Below are 21,951 nucleotides of genomic sequence, written 5' to 3'. Positions count from 1 at the left end.
CTTTATCCCTTTTCTTCACGCAGTGAGTTAAAGTTACTCAGCAACTCATACGTTTCCACCAGCGGTAAGCCGACTACGGCGTGATAGCTGCCATTTATCTTCCTGACAAAACAACCACCCAACCCTTGAATACCGTATGCGCCTGCTTTATCTAAAGGTTCGCCGCTGGCTACGTAGGTAGCGATATCCTGCTCGGAGAGCAGACGGAAGGTCACTTCCGTCACCACCAGGCAATCCAGCGTTTGCTGCTTATCCGCCAACGCCACCGCGGTCATCACCTGGTGGGTTTTTCCGGAAAGCATGCGAAGCATTTCTGCGGCGTGCCCGGCGTCGCGCGGCTTTTCCAGCACTTCGCCGTTAAGAATGACAATCGTATCCGCCCCCAACACCGGCAGATCGCGCGGCGCCATAGCAACGCCAGCCAGCGCTTTTTCACGCGCCAGACGCGCAACGTAATGCGCAGCGCTCTCCTGCGGGTCGCGCCGTTCCTCAATACCCGGAACCAGGCGTTCGAAAGAGAGACCAAGCTGAGTTAACAGTTCCTGCCGACGCGGGGAACCAGAAGCCAGATACAGAGTTGTCATATCAACCTTTATTGAACCGCAAATTGCTGACGCACTTTACGCATTAGCAGGAATAGCCACGGCCAGAGCACACCGTTTACTACACTACTCCAGAACACTTCCGGACGGAAAGAGACGTTGATCACTAAAAACTCTGCCCAGAAAACAATGATATCAACGGCAAGAGACAACAGCATGACCACCAGCGCCTGTTGCCAGAGCGCCAGATTACGGAACAGCTGATATTTTAAAGCGACCAGATAGGCAACAATACTTAACGACAGCGCGCGTACGCCGAGGGTCGAACCGCTGATGAGGTCGAGAACCGCCCCCATAACAAAGCCGGTACCGACGTTAACCCGATGCGGCAGCGCGAGGATCCAGTACAGCAGAATCAATAACACCCAGTTTGGCCGGAAGACGGTGATGTCCTGCGGCCAGGGCATAATCTGCAGCAATAGCGCGATAAGAAACGAGAGCCAGATAACCCAGCGTCCCTGGCTACGATAACTTGCCACTATTGCCCCCCTGCTGGCAGAGGTTGCGCGGACGGCGGCGGCGTCAGGCCCGTCGCCGGCGCCGGCATCTGCGGCCCCATAGCATCAGGCGCAGGCAGCACCTGCGGCATCATTTGCATCAGGCGCTCATTGGCAACGCGGTGAACCTCTTCCGGGGTCATCGGGTTGGCGCCGTTGCGATCGGCGCCCCACAGCAGCAGCAGATAGCGCAAACGCTGCAGACCGGCGGTCGGACGGGCCTGGATTACCGTATAAGCACGTTGAGTATCCAGACGTACCGAGGAGACCACCCCAACCGGATATCCTTCCGGGAAGCGTCCGCCGAGCCCGGAGGTCACCAGCACATCGCCGACGCGAATATCGGTATTCGCCGGCAGGTGTTCAAGCTGTAAATCATCAGTGCAGCCGTTGCCGGCGGCAATCACGCGGATATCGTTACGCAGCACCTGGATCGGCAAGGCATGGGTCGCATCGCAAATAAGCAGCACGCGGCTGGTCATTTTCGCAACCGCCACCACCTGGCCGACAACGCCCTTGTCGCTAATAACCGGCTGGCCTTCATATACGCCATTGACGCTGCCTTTATCGATAACGACCTGATCGCTGTAAGGGTCGTTAACCGTCGAGATAACCTGAGTCACCATCTTCTGCTCGTCCTGACGCAGCGGCGAGCCTAACAGCTCACGTAAACGGGCATTTTCTTGTTTGTATTGACCAAGCATCAGCAGATCGCTGTTTTTCAGCAGCAGTTCCTGACGCAGCGCGCGGTTTTCCAGTTCGAGCTGATCGCGGGTCGCCAGCGATTGCGATACGCTGTCGAGCAGTTCCCGGGGACCATTTGAGATAAAGTAGAAAGGACTGACGGCTGTATCCATGTACGTTCGGATTTGGCTGAACGTACCCAGGCGGCTGTCGGCGATAATGACGCCAAGCGCCACCAAAACCGCCAGAATAAGGCGGATCTGTAGCGACGGGCCACGGCTAAAAATTGGCTTCATAGGCTATGCGTATTCTCGTGTCAGTAAAGACCAGAGGCAGCCCTTAAGCTGCCCCAGACCTTCAGGCTGACTACTCTTCGCTGAACAAGTCGCCGCCGTGCATATCGATCATTTCCAGCGCCTTACCGCCGCCACGAGCGACGCAGGTCAGTGGATCTTCTGCAACTACGACAGGGATCCCTGTCTCTTCCATTAACAGACGGTCAAGGTTACGCAGCAGCGCGCCGCCGCCGGTCAGAACCATACCGCGCTCGGAGATATCGGATGCCAGCTCCGGCGGGCACTGTTCCAGCGCGACCATAACGGCGCTGACGATGCCGGTCAGCGGCTCCTGCAGCGCTTCGAGGATTTCGTTGGAATTCAGGGTGAAGCCGCGTGGAACGCCTTCAGCCAGGTTACGGCCGCGCACTTCGATTTCGCGTACTTCATCACCCGGGTAAGCGGAACCGATTTCGTGTTTGATACGCTCAGCGGTCGCTTCGCCGATCAGGGAACCGTAGTTACGACGCACGTAATTGATCACGGCTTCATCGAAACGGTCGCCGCCGATACGTACGGAAGAAGAGTAGACCACGCCGTTCAGGGAGATAACCGCGACTTCGGTAGTACCGCCGCCGATATCAACAACCATAGAACCGGTCGCTTCAGAAACCGGCAAGCCTGCGCCGATCGCGGCCGCCATCGGCTCTTCGATCAGGAAGACTTCGCGGGCGCCAGCGCCCTGCGCGGATTCGCGGATAGCACGACGCTCAACCTGAGTCGCGCCAACCGGCACGCACACCAGCACACGCGGGCTCGGGCGCATAAAGCTGTTGCTATGCACCTGTTTAATAAAGTGTTGCAGCATCTTTTCAGTCACGAAGAAGTCGGCGATAACGCCGTCTTTCATCGGGCGAATCGCCGCGATATTGCCCGGCGTACGGCCCAGCATCTGCTTCGCTTCATGACCTACAGCGGCAACGCTTTTCGGCGAACCGGCACGATCCTGACGAATGGCCACAACGGAAGGCTCATTCAATACGATGCCTTGTCCTTTTACATAAATAAGGGTATTCGCGGTACCCAGGTCAATGGACAGGTCATTGGAAAACATGCCACGAAATTTTTTTAACATACTAAGGGATAATCCTGAAAGCTGGGGCGGAAAACAAAATCCGCTTACTTTACCAACCACACGCAGCAGCGACAAGGCGCAAAAATCATCTGCTACGGTGAAAATTAGTGCAGTTCATTTCCTTTGTTACAAACATTTACGAAGTCCCTTCGGCGCTGAATAAATCAGCTGCGCTCCGTGCTCTGTTTGTACCTGTCAAAGGTCAGTCTTGCGTAAGTTGCGACATTCCGGCGGGTAGACAAGCACACCCCCTTTACTATGGCGCGCGTTATTCTACGTGAAATCACGCCAAACGGCAGATCAAACAGAGTATCTTTGCGAATATTTTTTCACATTTGTGTCAAGTGGCTGTGAGGCGGCAAAAAATTCCCCCTGACCGCCGGTCACGCCGCATTGCGACAGCACCTGCCACTCGCTGCGACTGCGGACTCCCGTCGCAAAAACCTGTACCGGCATCCCTTTACAGGCCTCCACCAGACTTTGAACCAGTAACTGGTTCTCGCTGCGTTTTTCAATATTGCGCGATAGCCCTTGATGCAGCTTGATCACTTCCACGTCCAGCTGCTTGATCCAACTGGTGCCAACCAGCGTCAACCCGGCCTGAACCACGGCGACGCGAATGCCCAGCGCGTTTATCAACCGCATAACCGGGTGTAAACGGCCGATATATTGACAAACATCCGCCTCTGCAAGTTCAAAAATAATCCGCCGACGTTGCGATTTTTCGCACTGCATCATGGTATCGCGCAGCCAGCGCTGGAAACGCGGGCGAATCAGCGACTCCACGGTCACCTGTAGCGCCAGCGTTTGATCCGGCCAATAACTTAATAACGGCAGCAAACGCGTAATCTGTAGGCGATCGTACTCTTCCGCTAAGCCGAACTGCTGCACCATCGGCATATACTCGGCGGCAATCACCTCTTCTTTACCGTCATAGATGCGGCACATGAGCTCGCGGTGATGTACCCGCCCATCGCGCATGACCGCCGGTTTCTGATACAAGCGCGGGCCGCCGCGGCTGAGCATCTGCTCGATAAGCGTTCGCCAGCGCACGTTGCCACGCCCCTTCTCCGGCAGCGAATCATCGTAAACCGCCCAGCTATTACTCCCCTGCAGCACGGCGTTGCGGGTGGCGGCTTCAGCATGTTCCATCACCTGAGAGGTGGACTGGCCGCTGCGGAACGCGCAGATGCCGATATGCATCGTGTCGTCTTTATCCAGCACCCGCGTTGACGGCAGCGCATCCATCGCCTTCAGCAACTGCCCGGCAATACTATCAGCCTCTTTTAAAGTGCGATGCGGCAATAAGACGGCGAAGTCGCTACGGTGATAGCGCGCCAGTAGCGAGCCGGGATAACGCATAATAAAAGTAGACAGCAAATTAATTAGCGTGAAGTAATGTTCTTCCGCCGCCGCCCGTCCCCAGTTATCGCGCAGCAGATCAAACTCCGGCAGGCGAATCATCATCACGATACCGTGCGCCCCCACCTTTTCCTGATCGTCCAGCAGCGTCGCCAGTTGATTATCAAAGAACAGGCGGTTATTAAGGCCGGTTTTAGAATCCTGGGCGGCGTAGGAGCGAATCAGGGTATCCATGCGGCTGCGCTGATCGCTGGCAAACTGCAGTTCCGAGAGCAGCATATCCAGCGCGCTGCTGGTACTGGCCGGCCATTCATGAACCGAACCGCGCACCTGCGGCCCGCGCTCGCCGCTGAGAATGCGCCGCGCGCGCAGCTCCAGTAGCTCCTGTCCCGCCAGCTGACGGCGGATCCAGCGAATCGAAAAGAAGATAATCAGCACCATGAAGCCGATGGCGAAGGAGAGCGGCGCGGTGACGTGAAGCGAGCGGAAGTAATTGACCATCGGGTCCATGTAGACCAGACGAATCGAAATTCCGGGATGTTTGAGCGAGGGTACCGTCATTTCACGATACTGGTTGTTACTGCCCAGCGGACGGTAACTGTCGCCGCGGGTATGGCTGTAAAGCGATTTGCCGTTGAGCAGAAAATCAATATGTTCGACTTCTACCGGCGTGAGCAGCTCGTCCATTTGCGGTTCGAGCTTCTCAAAAGAGGTGGTCACCAGGCGGCTATCCAACATCGTCGCCACCGCCTGCACGCGATTCTCAACTTTAATCTGAATGCCGTTGTAAAAGCTCAGCGACGCGCCGATAAGCGTGACAAAAATCGTCAGGCTGGTGAGCAGCGTAACAAATGCTGAGAATTTCGTCGTTAATCGCATCCCTGTGTTAACTCCGCGTGTGAATAACTACCCGATGGGCATTCGGGCCCCTTTTAAGACTTTTACTTAAGTAAGTACTAACTTTCTGAAGCGACGCATACTACCAAAGCTGGCGTATCTGGCAATTTATTGCGTTACATCCACGTAATAATGCCGTTAGCGAGTATAGTCTGCAGAATAATTTTTCCAATCTTCAAACCGCGAGGAACCACATATGCAGGCTTTAATCTTAGAACAGCAGGATGGCAAAACCCTTTCCTCGGTGCAAAACATCGATGCCAACCTGCTGCCGCCAGGCGATGTGACTGTCGATATTCACTGGTCGAGCCTCAATTATAAAGATGCCCTGGCCATTACCGGCAAAGGAAAAATTATCCGCAACTTTCCGATGATTCCTGGTATCGATTTTGCCGGTACCGTCCATGCCAGCGAAGATCCGCGTTTTCACGTTGGCCAACAGGTGTTACTCACCGGTTGGGGCGTGGGAGAAAACCATTGGGGCGGCCTGGCCGAGCGCGCCCGTGTCAAAGGCGAATGGCTGGTGGCCATGCCTGAAGGTCTCGACGGACGCAAAGCGATGGCCATCGGTACCGCAGGCTTTACCGCCATGCTATGCGTGATGGCGCTGGAAGAAGCCGGGGTGCGACCGCAGGATGGCGAAATCGTCGTAACAGGCGCCAGCGGCGGCGTCGGCAGCACAGCAGTCGCTCTGCTGCATCACCTGGGTTATCAGGTGGCGGCGGTGTCCGGTCGCGAAAGTACCCATGACTATCTGAGAAGCCTCGGCGCGCAGCGTATTCTGGGCCGCGACGAGTTCGCTGAGAGCCGTCCGCTGGAAAAACAAATCTGGACGGGCGCTATCGATACCGTCGGCGATAAAGTGCTGGCTAAGGTGCTGGCGCAGATGAATTACGGCGGCTGCGTCGCGGCCTGCGGCCTGGCGGGCGGTTTCGCGCTGCCGACCACCGTGATGCCATTTATCCTGCGCAATGTACGCCTGCAGGGCGTCGATTCGGTAATGACTCCGCCTGCGCGCCGCGCAGAAGCATGGCGCCGGCTGGTGCGCGATCTGCCTGAGTCTTTTTACGCGCAAAGCGCGACCGAAATCAGCCTGGCGGATGCCCCGGCCTTTGCCGACAAAATCATGAACAACCAGATCCAGGGACGTACGCTGGTCAAAATCGGCTAATCTGCAATTTTTCGTGACATATTCGCGATCGCGCTCCGCCTCCGTCATGCTTAGAAAAAAGTATGACGGAGGACGCCATGAAAACCAGAAAACTGACGGAAGCCGACGTAACGGCGGAATCGGTATTTAACCTGCAGCGCCGCCAGGTGCTGAAAATGCTCGGTATCGGCGCGACGGCGATGTCGCTCTCAACGAAGGCCCACGCCGACCTGCTCGATTGGTTTAAAGGCCATGACCGCCCGCCAGCGCCCGCCGGAAAGGCGCTGACCTTCGATAAACCCGCAGCATGGCAAAATAAGCTCGCCCTCACCCCGGAAGATAAAGTCGCCGGCTACAATAACTTTTATGAATTCGGCCTCGATAAAGCCGATCCGGCCGCTAACGCAGGCAGCCTGCGCACTGACCCCTGGACGCTTACCATCGGCGGCGAAGTCGCCAAACCCCTGACGCTCGATCACGACGACCTGACCCATCGTTTTCCGCTGGAAGAGCGTATTTATCGTATGCGCTGCGTAGAGGCCTGGTCGATGGTCGTGCCGTGGGTCGGCTTCCCGCTGCATAAACTGCTCGCGCTGGTGGAGCCCACCAGCAACGCCCGCTACGTCGCTTTCAAAACGCTGTATGCGCCGGAACAAATGCCGGGACAAAAAGATCGCTTCATCGGCGGCGGCCTGGCCTATCCCTATGTCGAAGGGTTGCGCCTTGATGAAGCAATGCACCCGCTCACGTTGATGAGCGTTGGCGTCTATGGGAAAGCGCTGCCGCCGCAAAACGGCGCGCCCATCCGCCTGACCGTGCCGTGGAAGTATGGATTTAAAGGGATTAAATCTATCGTAAGCATCGAATTAACCCGCGAGCGGCCGCCGACCACCTGGAATCTGGCGGCGCCGGATGAATACGGTTTCTATGCCAATGTGAACCCGCACGTCGATCATCCGCGCTGGTCGCAGGCCAGCGAGCGGTTTATCGGCGCCGGTGGCGTACTCGATGTAAAACGCCAGCCGACGTTACTGTTTAATGGCTATGCCGAGGAAGTCGCGTCGCTGTATCGAGGGCTTAACTTACGGGAGAATTTCTAGTGCGCCTGAGCGTTAAACAGATAGGCTGGCTGAAAGTTGTGCTGCATTTAGCCGGTTTTTTACCGCTGGTCTGGCTGTTCTGGGCCGGACATCAGGGCTATTTCAGCGCCGATCCGGCAAAGGATATCCAGCATTTTACCGGACGGATGGCGCTGAAGTTTTTGCTTGCCACCTTGCTTATTACGCCGCTGGCGCGTTACGCTAAACAGCCATTATTGATACGCACCCGCCGGTTATTAGGGTTATGGTGCTTTGCCTGGGCCACGTTGCACCTCACCAGTTATACGTTGCTGGAGCTCGGCATTAACAATCTGGCGCTGCTCGGTTCCGAGATAATCAACCGTCCGTATCTCACGCTTGGTTTAATCAGTTGGCTGGTTTTACTGGCGCTGGCGGCGACGTCAACCCAGTACATGCAACGAAAATTAGGCCGACGTTGGCAAACATTGCACAACTTCGTCTATCTGGTGGCGATCCTCGCCCCTATTCATTATCTGTGGTCGGTGAAGATTTTATCGCCGCAGCCGCTGATTTATGCCGGACTGGCAATAGTACTTTTAGCCAGCCGCTACAAGAAGTTTCGCCAGTGGTGGCGCTAATCTCCGGATATGTGCAGTTCCCCGCAGAACGTTTATCAACCGCGACTCTTTTTACGATAGCGGTTGATAATCTTCCCTGATAAGACCAGTATTTAGCTGCCAATTGCTACGAAATCGTTATAATGTGCGACTTTGGTTTTCCTGAAGGGGTTTTCGAACCCTGAAAAGGTGACAAGCGCGTATCGAAGGTATATTTTGTTTTTTACCCGAGGTTAGCAGGAGATAGCTGCACAATGGCTGACAAGTTTCGCATTTTGCTTTTGAACGGACCAAACCTTAATATGCTCGGCAGCCGTGAACCCGAGAAGTACGGTTCGCTAACGCTGGCAGAAATTGTTAACCGTTTAACCGCAGAAGCGGAAGCGCTAAACGTGACGCTCGACCACCTGCAATCCAATGCGGAGTTCGCGCTCATCGACCGAATTCATCAGGCTAAAGACTCTGTGGACTATATCCTGATCAATCCGGCCGCGTTTACGCATACCAGCGTGGCCATCCGCGACGCGCTGCTTGCCGTGAGTATCCCGTTTATCGAGATCCACCTGAGCAACGTGCATGCGCGCGAGCCGTTCCGTCACCACTCGTATCTGTCTGATGTCGCCTCGGGCGTAATCTGCGGATTAGGTGCGGACGGCTATTCATACGCTTTACAGACGGCGGTCAAACGCCTGTCACAAACACACTAAACAAAGAGTACGGAACCCACTCATGGATATTCGTAAGATTAAAAAACTGATCGAGCTGGTTGAAGAATCAGGCATCTCCGAACTGGAAATTTCTGAAGGCGAAGAGTCTGTACGCATCAGCCGTGCAGCGCCTGCTGCTAGCTATCCGGTAATGCAGCAAGCCTATGCTGCGCCAATCGCCCAGCCTCAGGCGCCAGCCGCCGCAGCGCCGGCAGCAGCACCTGCCGCTGAAGCGAAAGCGGAAATCAGTGGTCACATCGTACGTTCCCCGATGGTCGGTACTTTCTACCGCACCCCGAGCCCGGACGCGAAAGCCTTTGTGGAAGTCGGTCAGAAAGTTAACGTGGGCGACACCCTGTGCATCGTAGAAGCGATGAAAATGATGAACCAGATCGAAGCCGACAAAGCCGGCGTGGTTAAAGCCATTCTGATCGAAAGCGGCCAACCTGTAGAATTCGACGAGCCGCTGGTTGTCATCGAGTAACGAGGCGAACATGCTGGATAAAATTGTCATCGCTAACCGTGGCGAGATCGCACTGCGCATCCTGCGTGCCTGTAAAGAACTGGGCATCAAGACCGTTGCTGTGCACTCCACCGCGGATCGCGATTTAAAACACGTATTATTAGCGGATGAGACGGTCTGCATCGGCCCGGCTCCGTCCGTAAAAAGCTATCTGAACATCCCGGCTATCATCAGTGCGGCGGAAATCACCGGCGCGGTAGCGATTCACCCGGGTTACGGTTTCCTCTCCGAGAACGCTAACTTTGCCGAGCAGGTTGAACGTTCCGGTTTCATCTTCATCGGCCCGAAAGCCGACACCATCCGCCTGATGGGCGACAAAGTGTCCGCTATCACCGCGATGAAGAAAGCTGGCGTCCCGACTGTTCCAGGTTCTGATGGCCCGCTGGGCGACGACATGGACGCTAACCGCGCGCATGCCAAACGTATCGGCTATCCGGTTATCATCAAAGCCTCCGGCGGCGGCGGCGGTCGCGGCATGCGCGTCGTGCGCAGCGACGCTGAACTGGCGCAATCCATCTCCATGACCAAAGCGGAAGCGAAAGCGGCTTTCAACAACGACATGGTCTATATGGAGAAGTACCTGGAAAATCCTCGTCACATCGAGATTCAGGTGCTGGCGGATGGCCAAGGCAACGCTATCTATCTGGCGGAACGCGACTGCTCCATGCAGCGTCGTCACCAGAAAGTCGTCGAAGAAGCGCCGGCGCCGGGCATTACCCCGGAACTGCGTCGCTACATCGGCGAACGTTGCGCGAAAGCCTGTGTGGATATCGGCTACCGCGGAGCGGGTACCTTTGAGTTCCTGTTCGAAAACGGCGAGTTCTACTTCATTGAGATGAACACCCGTATCCAGGTAGAACACCCGGTTACCGAAATGATCACCGGCGTTGACCTGATCAAAGAACAGCTGCGCATCGCGGCGGGTCAGCCGCTGTCTATCAAGCAAGAAGAAGTGCAGGTTCGCGGCCATGCGGTAGAATGCCGTATCAACGCCGAAGACCCGAACACCTTCCTGCCGAGCCCGGGTAAAATTACCCGCTTCCACGCGCCGGGTGGTTTTGGCGTGCGCTGGGAGTCTCATATCTACGCCGGTTACACCGTACCGCCGTACTATGACTCAATGATCGGCAAACTGATCTGCTACGGCGAAAGCCGTGATGTGGCGATTGCCCGCATGAAGAACGCGCTGCAGGAACTGATCATCGATGGCATCAAAACCAACGTTGAGCTGCAGATGCGCATTATGAGCGACGAGAACTTCCAGCATGGTGGCACCAATATCCACTATCTGGAGAAAAAACTCGGACTGCAGGAAAAATAATCCTGTACTCGCAGCAAAAGGCCGGATAATCCGGCCTTTTTTCTTTTTCTCTCCCCTCGACTTTTCCATGCGGTACAATCCCCGCTTTCTTCATCCTCAAGGGACAAAAAATGGACAAAAGATTTGTTCAGGCCCATAAAGAAGCGCGCTGGGCGCTGTGGCTGACCCTTCTCTATCTTGCCGCCTGGCTGGCTGCGGCCTATTTACCGGGCGTCGGTATCGGCTTTACCGGCCTGCCGCACTGGTTTGAACTGGCCTGCCTGCTAGTGCCGCTGCTGTTCATCCTGCTGTGCTGGGCGATGGTGCGCTTTATCTTCCGTGATATCTCTCTGGAGGATAACGATGCAGCTTGAGATTATCGTGGTGCTGATCGCTTATCTGTTTGTGGTCTTCGGGCTGTCTCTTTACGCGATGCGTAAACGCAGTACCGGGAACTTCCTTAGCGAGTACTTCCTCGGCAGCCGATCGATGGGCGGTTTTGTATTAGCCATGACCCTCACCGCTACCTATATTAGCGCCAGCTCGTTTATCGGCGGCCCCGGCGCCGCGTACAAATATGGGTTGGGCTGGGTACTGCTGGCGATGATCCAGGTACCGACGATCTGGCTTTCTCTCGGGATCCTCGGCAAGAAGTTCGCGATCCTGGCGCGCCGCTACAACGCCATTACCCTTAACGATATGTTGCAGGCGCGCTACCAAAGCCGCGCGGTGGTATGGATTGCCAGCGTCAGTCTGCTGGTGGCCTTTGTTGGGGCCATCGCGGTGCAGTTTATCGGCGGCGCGCGCCTGCTGGAAACCGCCGCCGGGATCAAGTACGAAACCGGACTACTGATATTTGGCATCACGATTGCGCTCTACACCGCTTTTGGCGGCTTCCGCGCCAGCGTACTCAACGATACGATGCAGGGGATGGTGATGTTGATCGGAACGATCGTCCTGCTGGTTGGCGTCGTCCATGCCGCCGGCGGCCTGCATCAGGCGGTAGACACGCTCCAGCAAATCGATCCGCAGCTGGTATCGCCCCACGGCGCGGATGATATCCTCACGCCAACCTTTATGACCTCGTTTTGGGTGCTGGTCTGTTTCGGCGTCATCGGCTTGCCGCATACCGCCGTACGCTGTATCTCTTATAAAGACAGTAAGGCCGTACACCGCGGGATCGTTATTGGCACTATCGTAGTAGCGATACTGATGTTCGGTATGCATCTCGCCGGCGCTCTTGGCCGCGCCGTCCTGCCGGGCCTCACCGTGCCCGATCAGGTGATCCCGACGTTAATGGTTCAGGTGCTGCCGCCGTGGGCCGCTGGGCTGTTTTTAGCGGCGCCGATGGCCGCGATTATGTCTAACGTTAACGCCCATTTACTGCAGGCATCGGCTACGATCATTAAAGATCTATGGCTCAGCGCTCAGCCGACGAAAAAGCGTAATGAGCAGAAGCTGAAGCGGATCTCAACGATCGCCACTTTAGTGCTGGGCATACTCATGATGCTGGCCGCCTGGCGGCCGCCGGAAATGATTATCTGGCTTAATCTGCTGGCCTTTGGCGGCCTGGAAGCGGTGTTCTTATGGCCGCTGGTATTGGGCCTTTACTGGGAGCGGGCAAATGCTGCCGGCGCGCTCAGCGCGATGTTAGTCGGGGGTGTGCTGTATGCCGTGCTCGCGACGTTTAATATTCAGTACCTGGGCTTCCATCCTATCGTGCCCTCGCTGCTGCTAAGTTTGTTGGCTTTTGTCGTCGGGAACCGTTTCGGCCAGCCCGTACCGCCAGCCCCTATTATGACTACTGATAAATAAAGAGTTTTGCCATGCCTTGGATCCAACTAAAACTGAATACGACCGGCGCTCACGCGGAAGAACTGAGCGACGCGCTGATGGAGGCCGGCGCGGTCTCGATTACCTTCCAGGACACCCACGACACGCCGGTGTTCGAACCGCTGCCGGGTGAAACCCGTTTGTGGGGCGATACCGACGTTATCGGCCTGTTCGATGCGGAAAGCGACATGAACGAAGCGGTTGCTATCCTTGAGCAGCATCCGCTGCTCGGCGCCGGCTTCGCGCATAAAATTGAACAACTGGAAGATAAAGATTGGGAACGCGAGTGGATGGATAACTTCCACCCGATGCGTTTCGGCGAACGCCTGTGGATTTGCCCGAGCTGGCGCGATGTTCCTGATGAGAATGCAGTCAATGTGATGCTTGATCCAGGACTGGCCTTTGGTACCGGCACTCACCCAACGACCGCGATGTGTCTGCAATGGCTCGACGGCCTTGACCTGCAGGGCAAAACGGTTATCGATTTTGGCTGCGGTTCCGGCATCCTGGCCATCGCCGCGCTGAAGCTGGGCGCCGCCAAAGCTATCGGTATTGATATCGATCCGCAGGCCATTCAGGCCAGTCGTGATAACGCTCAGCGTAACGGCGTCTCCGAACGCCTTGAACTGTATTTGCCGCAGGATCAGCCAGAAGCCATGAAAGCCGATGTGGTGGTCGCAAACATCCTGGCAGGCCCGTTACGTGAGCTGGCCCCGTTAATCAGCGTCCTGCCGGTTACAGGCGGCCTGCTTGGCCTTTCCGGAATCCTGGCAAGCCAGGCGGAAAGCGTCTGCGAAGCCTACGCTCCGCTCTTCACCCTTGACCCGGTGGTGGAGAAAGAGGAGTGGTGCCGGATTACCGGCCGGAAAAATTAAGTGAGACTGCGGCCTACGGGCCGCATTTTTGTTTCCAGTAACCGTCGAATATTGCCAGGAAATGAGAGCCGGATCGCATTACGATGCCCTTTTTTGGCTACAAAAACAGCGTTTTATCCCGTCTCGTATCGCCTTCATCTCAGAAAAATCGAGAAGTTTTGTGATTTTATAATTGGACACAAATTATCCCGTTGTTAATAACGTAATGATTAATATGATAATTTATTCACGGCTATTACGTTACTCCTGGATTCATTGATCTGTAACAGAGGATTGGTCAAAGTTTGGCCTTTCATCTCGCGCAAAAAATGCGTAATATACGCCGCCTTGCAGTCACAGTATGGTCATTTCTTAACTCATGCGCATCGGACACCACCAGCTCAGAAATCGCCTGATCGCAGCACCTATGGCTGGCATCACTGACAGACCATTCAGGACGCTGTGTTACGAGATGGGAGCAGGTTTAACCGTCTCCGAGATGATGTCCTCCAACCCGCAGGTATGGGAGAGCGACAAGTCCCGGTTACGGATGGTGCACATTGATGAGCCCGGTATTCGTACCGTGCAAATCGCCGGTAGCGTACCGGAAGAGATGGCCGCGGCCGCCCGTATTAACGTGGAAAGCGGCGCCCAGATTATTGATATCAATATGGGGTGCCCGGCTAAAAAGGTGAATCGTAAGCTCGCTGGTTCAGCCCTCTTGCAGTATCCCGATCAGGTGAAGTCAATCCTGACCGCGGTCGTCAAGGCAGTGGACGTTCCGGTGACTCTCAAGATTCGCACCGGTTGGGAACCGGAACACCGTAACTGTGTAGAGATTGCCCAACTGGCTGAAGAATGTGGCATTCAGGCTCTGACTATTCACGGACGCACTCGCGCCTGCTTGTTTAACGGAGAAGCTGAATACGACAGTATTCGGGCAGTTAAGCAGAAAGTTTCCATTCCGATTATCGCGAATGGCGACATTACTGACCCGCTTAAAGCCAGAGCCGTGCTCGACTACACGGGGGCTGACGCTCTCATGATAGGCCGTGCGGCTCAGGGAAGACCCTGGATCTTTCGGGAAATCCAGCATTATCTGGACACTGGGGAGTTGCTGCCCCCCCTGCCGTTGGCAGAGGTTAAGCGCTTGCTTTGCGCGCACGTTCGGGAACTGCATGACTTTTACGGTCAGGCAAAAGGGTACCGAATCGCGCGTAAACACGTCTCTTGGTATCTCCAGGAGCATGCTCCAAATGACCAGTTTCGGCGCACATTCAACGCCATTGAGGATGCCAGCGAACAGCTGGAGGCGTTGGAGGCATACTTCGAAAATTTTGCGTAATAGAAATAAAGAGCTGACAGAACTATGTTCGAACAACGCGTAAATTCTGACGTACTGACCGTTTCTACCGTTAACTCTCAGGATCAGGTAACTCAAAAGCCCCTGCGTGACTCGGTTAAACAGGCACTGAAGAACTATTTTGCTCAACTGAATGGTCAGGATGTTAATGATCTGTATGAGCTGGTATTGGCTGAAGTTGAACAGCCACTGTTGGACATGGTGATGCAATACACCCGTGGTAATCAGACCCGCGCTGCCCTGATGATGGGTATCAACCGCGGTACTCTGCGTAAGAAACTGAAAAAATACGGCATGAACTGATATTAATCAGTGAATTGCTGGATTAAAAAGGCGCTCTTCGGCATGGGGAAGCGCCTTTTTTTATGGCCTGAGTTTTTATACTGAATTACTGCCCCACGGCAGCCATCGGCCACCCGCTATGGTCAGGTTGCTGCAACGATAACGCCGACATAATATTGTCTACCAGCACGGGAGCCTGCTGATAGAGATTGAATTGTTCAGGATCCATTAACCAGTTTTTAATAATTCCTGTAAAAGCCCCGTGTAATATAATCAACGTAATTTCGATATTTGTTTCCGCTGGTAATAGTCTGTTTCTGACACAGCATTGTAGTACGTCACGGACTATCGCGTAATTAAAGCCAATTCGCTTGCGGATTTCCGTTTCCGGTAACATATCGCTGGCGAACTCACATTTATGATAAAGAATCTGTAATAGTGCCTGCTGCCGGGGATTCTCAGCGATATATTGCAATCCGGTAATAAATTTTTTACGTAACCCGGTTAACGGATTTTGGTTATCCAGTTCCCACTGCTGATGAGGCAGTAGCTCTCTGAGCGGCGGTTGCTGCTGCCACATCTCATTAAACAATTCAGCCTTGCTGGAAAAATGCCAGTACACCGCCCCACGCGTGACGCCAGCGGCGTCGGCGATATCAGTGAGAGTGGTATTGGTGACGCCGCGCTGTGCGAACTGCTGAATAGCGGACTCAATCAGGAGTTGACGCGTTCTTAATGCGTCCTCTTTGGTTTTTCTGGCCATAACCTTTTCCCACTCGCAACCTAACGGTGAATACAGAATTGACTGATACATCTGTCAATTTAGCATTCCAAAGAAAATATTATTTAGCAAAAATGCAGATACGAATATTTAATTTCGAGGAAATATAATACACACGACAAATATAAATACAAAACACATTCACGGAAGCAATATTAAAGAGAAGCGAACTAAACCAACTGCCTGTTTTTTGTTTTTGCGTGCCTTGTTCATTGCTCAAAAATAACTATTCCTTACATCCACCGGTGTTTATTTGTAGGATAACGAACCGCTTTAATATTCATTATTTCTTCGCAGATTCGCCGCCCTATCCGGCCCGTAATCTATAAGGAACAGCAATGACGAGTCATGCCAGAGTTTCTCTTTTATCCAGCTTAATTATCTCCGCCTTGTTGCTTACCGGTTGTGATAATTCAGGCGATCAACAGGCACAGCCACAAGCACCTCAGGTTAGCGTGCATGTGGTGCACAGCGAACCGCTTTCTGTGACTACCGAACTACCGGGGCGAACTTCTGCTTTTCGCGTCGCTGAAGTTCGCCCCCAGGTCAGCGGCATTATCCTGAAACGCAACTTTGTCGAGGGCAGCGATATCAAGGCCGGTGAATCGCTCTATCAAATCGACCCTGCCACCTATCAGGCGGCCTGGAATAGCGCCAAAGGCGACGAGGCGAAAGCTGAAGCCGCGGCGGCTATCGCCCATCTGACGGTGAAACGCTATGTCCCTCTGCTTGGAACTCAGTATATCAGTCAGCAGGAATACGATCAGGCCGTCGCGACCGCGCGTCAGGCCGATGCCGACGTCGTGGCGGCTAAAGCCGCGGTCGAAAGCGCCCGTATCAACCTGGCGTACACCAAAGTGACTTCGCCCATCGACGGGCGGATTGGTAAATCCACCGTGACCGAAGGCGCGCTGGTGACCAACGGCCAGGCGGACGCCATGGCGACGGTGCAGCAGCTCGATCCGATCTATGTCGACGTAACCGAGTCCAGCAACGATTTTATGCGCCTGAAACAGGAAAGCCTGCAGCGCGGTGATGACAGTAAAAGCGTGCAGCTGATTATGGAAAATGGCCAACCCTATTCCCTGAAGGGATCGCTGCAATTTTCTGACGTGACCGTCGATGAAAGCACCGGGTCCATCACCCTACGCGCGGTATTCCCTAATCCGCAACACACTCTACTGCCGGGCATGTTTGTCCGCGCCCGTATCGATGAAGGCGTCAATCCGCAGGCGATTCTGGTACCGCAGCAGGGTGTTACCCGCACGCCGCGCGGCGATGCCACGGTGATGATCGTCAATGCGCAGAACCAGGTAGAAAACCGTGAAGTCACCGCCGCACAGGCGATCGGCGATAAATGGTTAATCACCGGCGGTCTGCAAAACGGCGACAAAGTCATCGTCAGTGGATTACAGAAGGTTCGCCCGGGCATCACCGTGAAGACGACGGAAGATACCGCTGCCCCTGCCGCACAATAAGGTATGAATCGCTATGTCTAAGTTCTTTATTCATCGACCGGTGTTTGCGTGGGTGCTGGCAATCATCATGATGATTGCCGGTGGCCTTGCCATCATGCAACTTCCTATCGCGCAATATCCCACGATCGCGCCGCCCGCGGTAGCCATCTCGGCAACCTATCCTGGCGCGGATGCGCAAACCGTGCAGGATACCGTTACCCAGGTTATCGAACAGAATATGAATGGTATCGATAATCTGATGTACATGTCCTCTACCAGTGATTCATCCGGTAGCGTGACCATCACGCTCACTTTCGAATCCGGCACCGATCCGGATATCGCGCAGGTACAGGTACAGAACAAACTGCAGCTGGCGACGCCGCTACTACCGCAGGAAGTACAACAGCAAGGTATTAGCGTTGAGAAATCCAGCAGCAGCTTCCTGCTGGTTGCCGGTTTTATCTCTGATAACCCAAACACTACCCAGGATGATATTTCCGACTACGTTGCCTCTAACATCAAGGACCCTATTAGCCGCCTTAACGGCGTGGGCGATGTGCAATTGTTCGGCGCGCAATATGCCATGCGTATCTGGCTTGACGGCAACTTGCTGAATAAATATAACCTCACGCCGGTCGATGTTATCAACCAACTGAAGGTGCAAAACGATCAGATTGCCGCCGGGCAGCTTGGCGGTACGCCGTCGGTTAAAGGTCAACAGCTCAACGCCTCGATCATTGCCCAGACTCGCCTGAAAGATCCGGAGGAGTTCGGTAAAGTCACCCTGCGGGTTAACGCCGATGGTTCCGTGGTTCGCCTAAAGGATGTCGCGCGCATTGAACTGGGCGGCGAGAACTATAACGTTGTCGCCCGTATTAACGGCAAACCCGCCTCTGGCTTGGGGATTAAACTGGCGACCGGCGCCAATGCGTTAGATACCGCTACGGCGATTAAAGCGAAACTTGCCGAGCTGCAGCCTTTCTTCCCGCAAGGGATGAAAGTTGTTTATCCCTACGACACCACGCCGTTCGTTAAAATCTCCATTCACGAAGTGGTTAAAACGCTGTTTGAAGCCATTATCCTCGTCTTCCTCGTGATGTATCTATTCCTGCAGAACATCCGTGCAACGCTTATCCCGACGATTGCCGTGCCGGTGGTTTTGTTGGGCACCTTTGCGGTACTGGCGATGTTCGGCTACTCCATCAACACGCTAACCATGTTCGGCATGGTGCTGGCGATAGGGCTACTGGTCGACGATGCCATCGTGGTGGTGGAGAACGTCGAGCGCGTGATGGTCGAGGAGAAGCTTTCCCCCGTTGAAGCCACCGAGAAATCAATGGAGCAGATCCAGGGGGCGCTGGTTGGTATCGCCATGGTGCTCTCGGCGGTATTCGTCCCGATGGCCTTCTTTGGCGGCTCGACCGGGGCGATTTATCGTCAGTTCTCCATCACTATCGTTTCCGCGATGGCGCTGTCTGTACTGGTCGCGCTGGTACTGACCCCGGCGCTGTGCGCAACCATGTTAAAACCAGCATCCGCAGACCATCATGGCAAAAAGGGGTTCTTCGGCTGGTTTAACGCCAGGTTTGACCAAAGCGTTAACCACTACACCAACAGCGTAAGCGGGATCCTGCGCGGCACCGGGCGCTATCTGGTTATCTATCTGCTGATTGTTATCGGCATGGCCGTACTGTTTGTCCGCCTGCCGACATCATTCTTACCTGATGAAGACCAGGGCGTGTTCCTGACCATGATCCAACTGCCCGCAGGCGCCACCCAGGAGCGTACGCAGAAGGTGCTTGATTCCGTCACTGACTACTATCTGCAGAAAGAGAAAGCTAACGTTGAAAGCGTGTTCACCGTTAACGGCTTTAGCTTCAGCGGACAGGGCCAAAACTCCGGTATGGCCTTCGTTAGCCTGAAACCGTGGGAAGCGCGCAGCGGTACGGAAAACGGTGTCGAAGCCATTATCAAACGCGCCACTGCCGCCTTTGGCCAGATTAAAGATGCGATGGTCTTCCCGTTCAACATGCCGGCCATCATCGAATTAGGTACCGCGACTGGTTTCGACTTCGAACTGATTGACCAGGGCGGTTTAGGACACACACAGTTGACCCAGGCCCGAAACCAGCTTCTGGGGATGGTAAAACAACATCCGGCTCAACTGGTACGTGTTCGCCCTAATGGCCTTGAGGATACGCCGCAGTTTAAACTCGACGTCGATCAAGAGAAAGCGCAGGCGCTGGGCGTTTCACTATCCGACATTAACGAAACGATCTCGGCAGCGCTTGGCGGCTACTATGTGAATGACTTTATCGACCGCGGCCGCGTGAAAAAGGTCTACGTTCAAGCCGATGCCAGCTTCCGTATGCTGCCGGGTGATATCAATAATATGTATGTCCGCAGTTCTAACGGTGAAATGGTACCGTTCTCTGCATTCGTCACCTCACGTTGGGTATATGGTTCTCCGCGCCTTGAGCGTTACAACGGCCTGCCTTCGATGGAGATCCTCGGCGAAGCTGCTCCGGGCAAGAGTACCGGGGAAGCGATGGCGCTGATGGAGCAACTGGCCAGTAAACTACCTACGGGTATTGGCTATGACTGGACCGGCATGTCCTATCAGGAGCGTCTCTCAGGCAACCAGGCGCCAGCGCTATATGCTATTTCGCTGATAGTCGTCTTCCTCTGCCTGGCTGCACTCTATGAAAGCTGGTCTATTCCATTCTCAGTTATGCTGGTTGTGCCATTAGGGGTTATCGGCGCATTATTAGCAGCTTCGCTTAGAGGATTGAATAATGACGTTTATTTCCAGGTCGGCCTGTTAACCACTATTGGTTTATCTGCGAAGAACGCTATTCTTATTGTCGAGTTCGCTAAAGATCTTATGGATAAAGAAGGCAAAGGCATTATTGAGGCGACCCTGGAAGCATCTCGTATGCGTCTGCGCCCTATATTAATGACTTCATTAGCCTTTATTCTCGGGGTCATGCCATTAGTGATTAGCCATGGAGCTGGTAGCGGCGCGCAAAACGCTGTCGGTACCGGTGTGATGGGCGGTATGCTTACCGCAACGCTGCTGGCCATCTTCTTCGTGCCGGTGTTCTTTGTGGTCGTAAGGCGTCGCTTTACCCGCCACGCAGAATAAACGACTATAATTATCAAGGCGCCACGCGGCGCCTTTTTTTATATCTATCAGAACAACAAGTTAGTAGAAATATTAATTTTTTATCTTCGACTAACGCCTTGAAATATCCCCCTCTGCATATTTTCTTCATTATTTCTCATTTCTCTTCACGATATTTACACTGCTCATAATTTGAGATTATTTACCCTTCCAGGCCTGGGTCATTGCGATGGTAAAATAAGCTATTCCGTTATGTGTTGACATCGTTGACAGCAAACGGTTATTTAGAGGTAATACCATGAAAAAATTAATATTAGTGACATTGTTAGCAACGTTGCTTGCTGGCTGTGCCCATGATTCCCCGTGCGTGCCTGTCTATGACTCGCAGGGCCGACTGGTGCATACCAACACCTGTGTAAAAGGCACAACACAGGATAACTGGGAAACAGCTGGCGCGATCGCCGGTGGTGCCGCAGCGGTTGCCGGTCTCACGTTAGGTATCGTGGCGCTTACTCGTTAGCGATTCCTCGCCATAATGCTCAGCCGGGAGGTATCCCTGTCGGCTTATTCCCCAGAAAGGCAAAAGGCCCAGTCACACGACTGGGCCTTTCATTTATATTGATATGGTCGCTTTCCCCGGGGGCGGTGCGATGCGCCTTTCCCGGGCTACGATTTTTGTAGCCCCGGTAAGCGTAGCGCCACCGGGGACCTGGCGGCGCGTCTGGCCGCAAAACACAAAAACAAAAGGCCCGGTCTTTCGACTGAGCCTTTCGTTTACGTTGGTATGACAGCGGCTTTCCCCGGGGGCGGCGCGATGCGCCTTTCCCGGGCTACGATTTTTGTAGCCCCGGTAAGCGTAGCGCCACCGGGGACCTGGCGGCGCATCTGGCCGCAAAAGACAAAAACGAAAGGCCCGGTCTTTCGACTGAGCCTTTCGTTTTATTTGATGCCTGGCAATGATGGCGGGCGTCCTGCCCGCCACCCTCCGGGCCGTTGCTGCGCAACGTTCAAATCCGCTCCCGGCGGATTTGTCCCTACTCCGGAGAGCGCTCATCGACAAACAACAGATAAAACAAAAGGCCCAGTCTTTCGACTGAGCCTCTTGTTTTATTTGATGCCTGGCAATTCCCTACTCTCACATGGGGAGACCCCACACTACCATCGGCGCTACGGCGTTTCACTTCTGAGTTCGGCATGGGGTCAGGTGGGACCACCGCGCTCTCGTCGCCAGGCAAATTCTTTACAAGTGCCGAACTTTAACCTAAAAAGTGGTGCTGATACCCAGAGTCGAACTGGGGACCTCACCCTTACCAAGGGTGCGCTCTACCAACTGAGCCATATCAGCACGCTAAATTTGATGCCTGGCAGTTCCCTACTCTCACATGGGGAGACCCCACACTACCATCGGCGCTACGGCGTTTCACTTCTGAGTTCGGCATGGGGTCAG

The 21,951-nt window shown here is 54.4% G+C and carries 20 protein-coding genes, 1 tRNA gene and 2 rRNA genes; 14 read left to right on the top strand and 9 right to left on the bottom strand.

Translation table 11 applies throughout. From position 1 onward, the window contains the following. Nucleotides 1–2 precede the first annotated feature (2 nt). From PGR10_RS10000 to csrD, 5 genes are all read right to left on the bottom strand, one after another. Nucleotides 3–584, bottom strand: a complete 582-nt coding sequence (locus tag PGR10_RS10000; RefSeq protein WP_087859171.1) for a Maf family protein — start codon at nucleotides 582–584, stop codon at nucleotides 3–5. Nucleotides 585–592: 8 nt separating this feature from the next. Beyond that, nucleotides 593–1,081 (bottom strand): rod shape-determining protein MreD, encoded by a 489-nt coding sequence (gene mreD / locus PGR10_RS09995; RefSeq protein ID WP_087859170.1) that lies wholly within the window; start codon nucleotides 1,079–1,081, stop codon nucleotides 593–595. Beyond that, on the bottom strand, nucleotides 1,081–2,079 hold the full coding sequence (gene mreC / locus PGR10_RS09990; RefSeq protein ID WP_015369462.1) for a rod shape-determining protein MreC: 999 nt from the start codon (nucleotides 2,077–2,079) through the stop codon (nucleotides 1,081–1,083). Before mreC ends, mreD begins: the two co-directional genes overlap by 1 nt. 70 nt (nucleotides 2,080–2,149) lie before the next feature. Then, nucleotides 2,150–3,193 carry a rod shape-determining protein MreB gene (gene mreB / locus PGR10_RS09985; protein WP_002918653.1) on the bottom strand — a complete coding sequence of 348 codons (1,044 nt, stop codon included), beginning with the start codon at nucleotides 3,191–3,193 and terminating at the stop codon, nucleotides 2,150–2,152. Nucleotides 3,194–3,493: 300 nt separating this feature from the next. Continuing rightward, nucleotides 3,494–5,434, bottom strand: coding sequence for an RNase E specificity factor CsrD (csrD, locus tag PGR10_RS09980; RefSeq protein ID WP_015369461.1), 1,941 nt, complete (start codon nucleotides 5,432–5,434; stop codon nucleotides 3,494–3,496). 214 nt (nucleotides 5,435–5,648) lie between these two features. Here csrD and PGR10_RS09975 point away from each other — a divergent pair, with 214 nt between their 5' ends. The 11 genes from PGR10_RS09975 to fis all read left to right on the top strand — a co-directional run bounded on the left by PGR10_RS09975 (nucleotide 5,649) and on the right by fis (nucleotide 15,163). Then, a complete protein-coding gene (locus PGR10_RS09975) occupies nucleotides 5,649–6,623 on the top strand; it encodes an MDR family oxidoreductase (RefSeq protein ID WP_430923426.1) in 975 nt (324 codons plus the stop codon). A 77-nt stretch (nucleotides 6,624–6,700) separates the two neighbouring features. After that, nucleotides 6,701–7,702, top strand: coding sequence for a protein-methionine-sulfoxide reductase catalytic subunit MsrP (gene msrP, locus PGR10_RS09970; RefSeq protein WP_213795024.1), 1,002 nt, complete (start codon nucleotides 6,701–6,703; stop codon nucleotides 7,700–7,702). Further along, nucleotides 7,702–8,301 carry a protein-methionine-sulfoxide reductase heme-binding subunit MsrQ gene (gene msrQ, locus PGR10_RS09965; protein ID WP_087859167.1) on the top strand — a complete coding sequence of 200 codons (600 nt, stop codon included), beginning with the start codon at nucleotides 7,702–7,704 and terminating at the stop codon, nucleotides 8,299–8,301. Before msrP ends, msrQ begins: the two co-directional genes overlap by 1 nt. A gap of 233 nt (nucleotides 8,302–8,534) precedes the next feature. Further along, a complete protein-coding gene (aroQ, locus tag PGR10_RS09960) occupies nucleotides 8,535–8,987 on the top strand; it encodes a type II 3-dehydroquinate dehydratase (protein ID WP_015369457.1) in 453 nt (150 codons plus the stop codon). A 22-nt stretch (nucleotides 8,988–9,009) separates the two neighbouring features. Further along, nucleotides 9,010–9,471 (top strand): acetyl-CoA carboxylase biotin carboxyl carrier protein, encoded by a 462-nt coding sequence (gene accB / locus PGR10_RS09955; RefSeq protein WP_015369456.1) that lies wholly within the window; start codon nucleotides 9,010–9,012, stop codon nucleotides 9,469–9,471. A gap of 10 nt (nucleotides 9,472–9,481) precedes the next feature. After that, nucleotides 9,482–10,831: an acetyl-CoA carboxylase biotin carboxylase subunit gene (gene accC, locus PGR10_RS09950; protein WP_015369455.1), complete on the top strand. Its 1,350-nt coding sequence runs from the start codon at nucleotides 9,482–9,484 to the stop codon at nucleotides 10,829–10,831. 110 nt (nucleotides 10,832–10,941) lie between these two features. Continuing rightward, nucleotides 10,942–11,184 (top strand): DUF997 family protein, encoded by a 243-nt coding sequence (locus PGR10_RS09945; RefSeq protein ID WP_087859166.1) that lies wholly within the window; start codon nucleotides 10,942–10,944, stop codon nucleotides 11,182–11,184. Next, nucleotides 11,174–12,625 carry a sodium/pantothenate symporter gene (gene panF / locus PGR10_RS09940; protein WP_087859165.1) on the top strand — a complete coding sequence of 484 codons (1,452 nt, stop codon included), beginning with the start codon at nucleotides 11,174–11,176 and terminating at the stop codon, nucleotides 12,623–12,625. The genes PGR10_RS09945 and panF overlap by 11 nt, the downstream gene beginning before the upstream one ends. A gap of 11 nt (nucleotides 12,626–12,636) precedes the next feature. Continuing rightward, entirely contained in the window at nucleotides 12,637–13,518 is an 882-nt protein-coding gene (prmA, locus tag PGR10_RS09935; protein WP_087859164.1) for a 50S ribosomal protein L11 methyltransferase, read from the top strand. A 358-nt stretch (nucleotides 13,519–13,876) separates the two neighbouring features. Further along, nucleotides 13,877–14,842: a tRNA dihydrouridine synthase DusB gene (gene dusB, locus PGR10_RS09930; protein ID WP_015369451.1), complete on the top strand. Its 966-nt coding sequence runs from the start codon at nucleotides 13,877–13,879 to the stop codon at nucleotides 14,840–14,842. Between the two features lie 24 nt (nucleotides 14,843–14,866). After that, nucleotides 14,867–15,163 (top strand): DNA-binding transcriptional regulator Fis, encoded by a 297-nt coding sequence (gene fis, locus PGR10_RS09925; protein ID WP_000462905.1) that lies wholly within the window; start codon nucleotides 14,867–14,869, stop codon nucleotides 15,161–15,163. A gap of 85 nt (nucleotides 15,164–15,248) precedes the next feature. Here fis and envR read toward each other — a convergent pair whose 3' ends face one another. After that, nucleotides 15,249–15,905 carry an acrEF/envCD operon transcriptional regulator gene (gene envR / locus PGR10_RS09920; RefSeq protein ID WP_113375051.1) on the bottom strand — a complete coding sequence of 219 codons (657 nt, stop codon included), beginning with the start codon at nucleotides 15,903–15,905 and terminating at the stop codon, nucleotides 15,249–15,251. A 356-nt stretch (nucleotides 15,906–16,261) separates the two neighbouring features. On the opposite strand from envR, the gene PGR10_RS09915 reads away from it, so the two are divergent. The 3 genes from PGR10_RS09915 to PGR10_RS09905 all read left to right on the top strand — a co-directional run bounded on the left by PGR10_RS09915 (nucleotide 16,262) and on the right by PGR10_RS09905 (nucleotide 21,024). Then, the gene (locus PGR10_RS09915) at nucleotides 16,262–17,401 is read left to right on the top strand and encodes an efflux RND transporter periplasmic adaptor subunit (protein ID WP_113375052.1); all 1,140 of its coding nucleotides are present in this window, start codon (nucleotides 16,262–16,264) and stop codon (nucleotides 17,399–17,401) included. Between the two features lie 13 nt (nucleotides 17,402–17,414). Next, complete coding sequence (locus PGR10_RS09910; protein ID WP_087859146.1) at nucleotides 17,415–20,525, top strand: efflux RND transporter permease subunit; 3,111 nt, start codon at nucleotides 17,415–17,417, stop codon at nucleotides 20,523–20,525. Between the two features lie 277 nt (nucleotides 20,526–20,802). Beyond that, a complete protein-coding gene (locus tag PGR10_RS09905) occupies nucleotides 20,803–21,024 on the top strand; it encodes a hypothetical protein (protein ID WP_015369447.1) in 222 nt (73 codons plus the stop codon). A gap of 596 nt (nucleotides 21,025–21,620) precedes the next feature. Here PGR10_RS09905 and rrf (PGR10_RS09900) read toward each other — a convergent pair. From rrf (PGR10_RS09900) to rrf (PGR10_RS09890), 3 genes are all read right to left on the bottom strand, one after another. Continuing rightward, nucleotides 21,621–21,736, bottom strand: a 5S ribosomal RNA gene (gene rrf, locus PGR10_RS09900). Between the two features lie 37 nt (nucleotides 21,737–21,773). Continuing rightward, a tRNA-Thr gene (locus tag PGR10_RS09895) sits at nucleotides 21,774–21,849 on the bottom strand. 14 nt (nucleotides 21,850–21,863) lie between these two features. Beyond that, nucleotides 21,864–21,951, bottom strand: a 5S ribosomal RNA gene (gene rrf, locus PGR10_RS09890); the annotation flags it as partial.

The organism is Klebsiella sp. 141198 (genome assembly GCF_050600785.1).
Taxonomy (GTDB): Bacteria; Pseudomonadota; Gammaproteobacteria; order Enterobacterales; family Enterobacteriaceae; genus Klebsiella; species Klebsiella aerogenes.
This window is presented reverse-complemented; position numbering and strand designations above follow the sequence as displayed.

Bases quoted from the DNA above. Each gene is read 5' to 3' on its own strand.
- msrP (WP_213795024.1), top strand. From the start codon at position 6,701: ATGAAAACCAGAAAACTGACGGAAGCCGACGTAACGGCGGAATCGGTA.
- aroQ (WP_015369457.1), top strand. From the start codon at position 8,535: ATGGCTGACAAGTTTCGCATTTTGCTTTTGAACGGACCAAACCTTAAT.
- PGR10_RS09915 (WP_113375052.1), top strand. From the start codon at position 16,262: ATGACGAGTCATGCCAGAGTTTCTCTTTTATCCAGCTTAATTATCTCC.
- dusB (WP_015369451.1), top strand. From the start codon at position 13,877: ATGCGCATCGGACACCACCAGCTCAGAAATCGCCTGATCGCAGCACCT.
- PGR10_RS09975 (WP_430923426.1), top strand. From the start codon at position 5,649: ATGCAGGCTTTAATCTTAGAACAGCAGGATGGCAAAACCCTTTCCTCG.
- csrD (WP_015369461.1), bottom strand. From the start codon at position 5,434: ATGCGATTAACGACGAAATTCTCAGCATTTGTTACGCTGCTCACCAGC.
- mreC (WP_015369462.1), bottom strand. From the start codon at position 2,079: ATGAAGCCAATTTTTAGCCGTGGCCCGTCGCTACAGATCCGCCTTATT.
- prmA (WP_087859164.1), top strand. From the start codon at position 12,637: ATGCCTTGGATCCAACTAAAACTGAATACGACCGGCGCTCACGCGGAA.
- fis (WP_000462905.1), top strand. From the start codon at position 14,867: ATGTTCGAACAACGCGTAAATTCTGACGTACTGACCGTTTCTACCGTT.
- accC (WP_015369455.1), top strand. From the start codon at position 9,482: ATGCTGGATAAAATTGTCATCGCTAACCGTGGCGAGATCGCACTGCGC.
- PGR10_RS09905 (WP_015369447.1), top strand. From the start codon at position 20,803: ATGAAAAAATTAATATTAGTGACATTGTTAGCAACGTTGCTTGCTGGC.
- envR (WP_113375051.1), bottom strand. From the start codon at position 15,905: ATGGCCAGAAAAACCAAAGAGGACGCATTAAGAACGCGTCAACTCCTG.
- PGR10_RS09945 (WP_087859166.1), top strand. From the start codon at position 10,942: ATGGACAAAAGATTTGTTCAGGCCCATAAAGAAGCGCGCTGGGCGCTG.
- accB (WP_015369456.1), top strand. From the start codon at position 9,010: ATGGATATTCGTAAGATTAAAAAACTGATCGAGCTGGTTGAAGAATCA.
- PGR10_RS09910 (WP_087859146.1), top strand. From the start codon at position 17,415: ATGTCTAAGTTCTTTATTCATCGACCGGTGTTTGCGTGGGTGCTGGCA.
- mreB (WP_002918653.1), bottom strand. From the start codon at position 3,193: ATGTTAAAAAAATTTCGTGGCATGTTTTCCAATGACCTGTCCATTGAC.
- panF (WP_087859165.1), top strand. From the start codon at position 11,174: ATGCAGCTTGAGATTATCGTGGTGCTGATCGCTTATCTGTTTGTGGTC.
- PGR10_RS10000 (WP_087859171.1), bottom strand. From the start codon at position 584: ATGACAACTCTGTATCTGGCTTCTGGTTCCCCGCGTCGGCAGGAACTG.